A 4523-nucleotide genomic window follows, 5' to 3' on the forward strand; every position below is an offset into this window, starting at 1 on the left:
CTTAAATTTAGCTTGAAACTATGGTAAAATATATAAAGTTTAAATCTTATAAGCATATATTAATCATTCAATCAGTCATTAACCATATAAGTTTTCGAGTTGAAACTTATTTTAAGAAGTAAAACTTCCAGTAAATAGACTGATTATTTTTAATGTTATTTTGTATTTTAAAAGGAAGTAAAAAATGGAAGCAAATCAACAGTATTTACTTGAAATACATGAAAAAACAAATAATCATATTGAAGAATTAAGAGCTTATGCTGAAGAACATGCTGTGCCTATTATAGATAGACTCTCTCTTGAATTGGTAAAACAATTAATAAGAATACATCAAGCTAAAAATATACTTGAGATAGGAACAGCTATCGGCTATAGTTCAATGCAATTCGCTTCAATTTCAGATGATATAAGTGTGACGACAATTGAACGAGATGAAGATATGATTCAACAAGCTAAATCAAATTTTGAAAAATTTGGTTATAATAAACAAATTAGACTTGTTGAAGGTAATGCCTTAGAACAATATTCCAATGTGGATGACCAAGAATACGATATTATATTTATTGATGCGGCAAAAGCACAATCTAAAAAATTCTTTGAACTATATACACCTTTACTAAAAAAAGGTGGACTTGTCATTACAGATAATGTACTTTACCACGGGTTCGTGGCGGATATAGATGTTGTTCGCTCTAGAAACGTTAAACAAATGGTCAAAAAAGTGCAGAAATTTAATGCATGGTTAATGACACAAGAAAATTATCAAACTAATTTTGTGAATATGGATGATGGGTTAGCCATATCTATTAAAGGAGAATGAAAATGACAGAATTACTAGTTACTCCTAAATCACTAGCTCATATGGAAACATTAATTGATTTAGGTGCTGATGCATTTGTAATTGGGGAAGAAAAGTTTGGATTACGATTAGCAGGAGAATTTAATCGTGATGATATTAAACAAGCTGTTAAATTAGCACATGATAACGAGAAAAAAGTTTATGTTGCTGTAAATGGCATTTTCCATAATTATCATTTAAATGCGCTTGAAGATTATATTAATTTCTTACATGAAGTTAACGTCGATCGAATTATATTTGGTGATCCAGCTGTAGTCATGTTCGTTAAGCAACAAAATAATCCAATTCCACTAAATTGGGACGCTGAAACTATTGTAACGAACTACTTCCAATGTAATTATTGGGGGAAAAGAGGCGCACAAAGAGCAGTACTAGCTCGTGAATTAAATTTAGATGAAATTATAAATATTAAAGAAAATGCTGATGTAGAAATTGAAGTTCAGGTACATGGCATGACTTGTATGTTCCAATCTAAACGTATGTTACTTGGCAATTATTATACATTCCAAGATAGACAGATGAAAATTCAACGTGATAAAGATGATACTGAATTATTGTTATATGATGAAGAACGTGATAATAAGTATCCTGTGTTCGAAGATTATAATGGTACACACATTATGTCACCTAATGATATCTGCTTAATTGAAGAACTTGAGCCTTTCTTTGAAGCTGGCATTGATTCATTTAAAATTGATGGCGTCTTACAAACTGAAGAGTATATTAATACTGTAACGACTCAATATAGAGAAGCTATAGACTTATATAATGAAGATCCTGAAGCATATGAAGATGAAAAATTTATGTTAGTAGATCCTATTGAAGAAATACAACCGGAACATCGTCCATTCGATGAAGGATTTTTATACAAACAAACTGTTTATTAAAAGGGGGGCGCTTATATGAAAACATTAACTGAAATCAATTCAACAAATAAATCTAAAGTTAAAAAACCTGAATTATTAGCGCCTGCTGGTAATTTAGAAAAATTAAAAATTGCTGTACATTATGGCGCAGACGCTGTGTTCCTAGGTGGACAAGAATATGGTTTAAGATCTAACGCAGATAACTTTACTTTGGCAGAAATTAAAGAGGGCGTAGAATTCGCTAATCAATACGGGGCAAAAATCTATGTAACTACAAATATTATTGCTCATGATGAAAATATCGACGGCTTAGAATCTTATTTAATGGAATTAGACGCAACAGGTGCGACTGGTATCATTGTAGCTGATCCACTTATTATTGAAACATGTAAACGCGTAGCGCCAAGATTAGAAATTCATCTATCTACACAACAATCTCTTTCTAACTATAAAGCTGTAGAATATTGGAAAGAAGAAGGGTTAGACCGCGTTGTGTTAGCACGTGAAACTGGTGCTATGGAAATGAAAGAAATGAAAGAGAATGTCGATATTGAAATTGAAGCATTCATTCATGGAGCAATGTGTATCGCTTATTCTGGTAGATGTACATTAAGTAACCATATGACAGCACGAGATTCTAACAGAGGCGGTTGTTGTCAAAGTTGTCGTTGGGATTATGATCTACTTTCTGTTGATGAAGACGGAGAACTAGATTTATATTATCAAGATGGGGATGTAGTACCTTTCGCTATGAGCCCTAAAGATTTAAAATTAATCGAATCAATCCCACAAATGATGGACATTGGTATCGATTCACTTAAAATCGAAGGACGTATGAAATCAATTCACTATATCGCTACGGTAGTTTCAGTTTATAGAAAAGTGATTGATGCGTATGCAGAAGATCCTGAGAATTTTAAAATTAAACCAGAATGGCTAATTGAGTTAGATAAATGTGCTAATAGAGACACAGCACCTGCTTTCTTTGAAGGTACACCAGGTTATGAAGAGCAAATGTTTGGCTTACAACAAAACAAAAAATCACCTTATGATTTCTGTGGGTTAGTATTAGACTATGATTCTGAATCTCAAATAGCAACTATCCAACAACGTAACCATTTTAAACCTGGTCAAGAAATTGAATTCTTCGGTCCTGAAATTGAAAGCTTCAAACAAGTAATTGATGAAATTTATGACGAAGAAGGAAATAGCTTAGATGCTGCACGTCATCCACTTCAAATTGTCCAAATCAAGGTAAATCATCCTATTTATCCTAACAACATGATGAGAAAGGAAATCGGATAATGACGAACACAACTATTATTGGTATTGCAGGCGGATCTGGTTCTGGTAAAACAACAGTTACTAATGAAATTATGAAGAATTTAGAAGGACATAGTGTAGCTCTATTAGCTCAAGATTACTACTATAAAGATCAATCACATTTAACGTTTGAAGAACGTTTAGAAACGAACTATGACCATCCCTTCGCATTTGATAACGATTTATTAATTGAAAATTTAAAAGACTTACGTAATGGTCATGCTGTAGAAGTACCAACGTATGACTATGCTAATCACACAAGAAGTGAGAAAACGATTGCATTTGAGCCTAAAGATGTTATTATCGTAGAAGGTATATTTGCATTAGAAAATAAAACCTTACGTGATATGATGGATGTTAAAATATATGTTGATACTGATGCCGACTTACGAATCTTACGCCGTTTAGTGCGAGATACAGCAGAGCGTGGTCGCTCAATGGAATCAGTAATCAATCAATATTTAAATGTTGTCAGACCTATGCATAATCAATTTATCGAACCTACTAAACGCTATGCAGATATTATTATTCCAGAAGGTGGAAGTAATAAGGTCGCAATTGATATAATGACAACTAAAATCCAAACACTTGTAAGCAAACAATAACTTACGAGTATTCTAATATTGCATTATTTTTTATCAATTCTAAAAGTTAAATCTTAGTATGTGAAAAGGAAGATGACATAATGGAAAATCAAAAACAATATCCTATGACTCAAGAAGGTTATGAAAAATTAGAACAAGAATTAGAAGAATTAAAAACGGTTAAACGTCCAGAAGTAGTTGAAAAAATTAAAGTTGCACGTTCATTTGGTGACTTATCTGAGAACTCAGAGTATGATGCAGCTAAAGATGAACAAGGTTTTATCGAACAAGATATTCAACGTATTGAACATATGTTACGTTATGCTTTAATTATTGAAGATACTGGCGATAACAATGTAGTACAAATTGGTAAAACAGTAACATTCGTAGAATTACCAGGCGACGAAGAAGAAAGTTACCAAATCGTTGGTTCTGCTGAAGCAGATGCATTTAAAGGTAAAATTTCTAACGAATCACCAATGGCTAAAGCTTTAATTGGTAAAAATTTAAATGATGAAGTTCGCGTACCACTTCCAAATGGTGGCGAAATTAACGTAAAAATCGTAGATATCAAGTAATTTATATAATACTTCAAATGTCAAAATTGGCATTTGAAGTTTTTCTATATTACTATCTAAAAATTGTTGTAAAATTATCTTTTTTAAAATATTTTGCCTGCAAAACAAACATTTTACGGTATAAATATGACTAAATATTTTTAGAAATTATAAATTTTTCATGACAAATCGTATTTTATATGCTTAAATAACTATGTAAATACAACTAAATAAATACTATGAATACAATAAAGTAAGCGATTACAATTTTGTCCTTACTTTTTTTATTATTCTTAATTAGAAATACTTATTAAACAACTACGATATACAAATG

At 31.4% G+C, this 4523-nt stretch carries 5 protein-coding genes; all 5 read left to right on the top strand.

Annotated elements, in window-relative coordinates:
* The first annotated feature begins 184 nt into the window (after positions 1 to 184).
* The 5 genes from CD127_RS11505 (at position 185) to greA (ending at position 4210) form a co-directional block, all read left to right on the top strand.
* Positions 185 to 820 carry an O-methyltransferase gene (locus CD127_RS11505; RefSeq protein ID WP_103366796.1) on the top strand — a complete coding sequence of 212 codons (636 nt, stop codon included), beginning with the start codon at positions 185 to 187 and terminating at the stop codon, positions 818 to 820.
* A gap of 2 nt (positions 821 to 822) precedes the next feature.
* Complete coding sequence (locus CD127_RS11510; RefSeq protein ID WP_103366797.1) at positions 823 to 1746, top strand: peptidase U32 family protein; 924 nt, start codon at positions 823 to 825, stop codon at positions 1744 to 1746.
* A gap of 15 nt (positions 1747 to 1761) precedes the next feature.
* Positions 1762 to 3030 (top strand): peptidase U32 family protein, encoded by a 1269-nt coding sequence (locus CD127_RS11515; protein WP_103298271.1) that lies wholly within the window; start codon positions 1762 to 1764, stop codon positions 3028 to 3030.
* Positions 3030 to 3653: a uridine kinase gene (gene udk / locus CD127_RS11520; RefSeq protein ID WP_103366798.1), complete on the top strand. Its 624-nt coding sequence runs from the start codon at positions 3030 to 3032 to the stop codon at positions 3651 to 3653. The genes CD127_RS11515 and udk overlap by 1 nt, the downstream gene beginning before the upstream one ends.
* A gap of 80 nt (positions 3654 to 3733) precedes the next feature.
* On the top strand, positions 3734 to 4210 hold the full coding sequence (greA, locus tag CD127_RS11525) for a transcription elongation factor GreA (protein WP_103298269.1): 477 nt from the start codon (positions 3734 to 3736) through the stop codon (positions 4208 to 4210).
* The last annotated feature ends 313 nt before the right edge of the window (positions 4211 to 4523 follow it).

Source organism: Staphylococcus petrasii, assembly GCF_002902565.1.
GTDB classification, from domain to species: Bacteria; Bacillota; Bacilli; order Staphylococcales; family Staphylococcaceae; genus Staphylococcus; species Staphylococcus petrasii.

Coding starts and splice junctions, on each gene's coding strand:
- CD127_RS11510 (WP_103366797.1), top strand. CDS start 823: ATGACAGAATTACTAGTTACTCCTAAATCACTAGCTCATATGGAAACA.
- udk (WP_103366798.1), top strand. CDS start 3,030: ATGACGAACACAACTATTATTGGTATTGCAGGCGGATCTGGTTCTGGT.
- CD127_RS11505 (WP_103366796.1), top strand. CDS start 185: ATGGAAGCAAATCAACAGTATTTACTTGAAATACATGAAAAAACAAAT.
- greA (WP_103298269.1), top strand. CDS start 3,734: ATGGAAAATCAAAAACAATATCCTATGACTCAAGAAGGTTATGAAAAA.
- CD127_RS11515 (WP_103298271.1), top strand. CDS start 1,762: ATGAAAACATTAACTGAAATCAATTCAACAAATAAATCTAAAGTTAAA.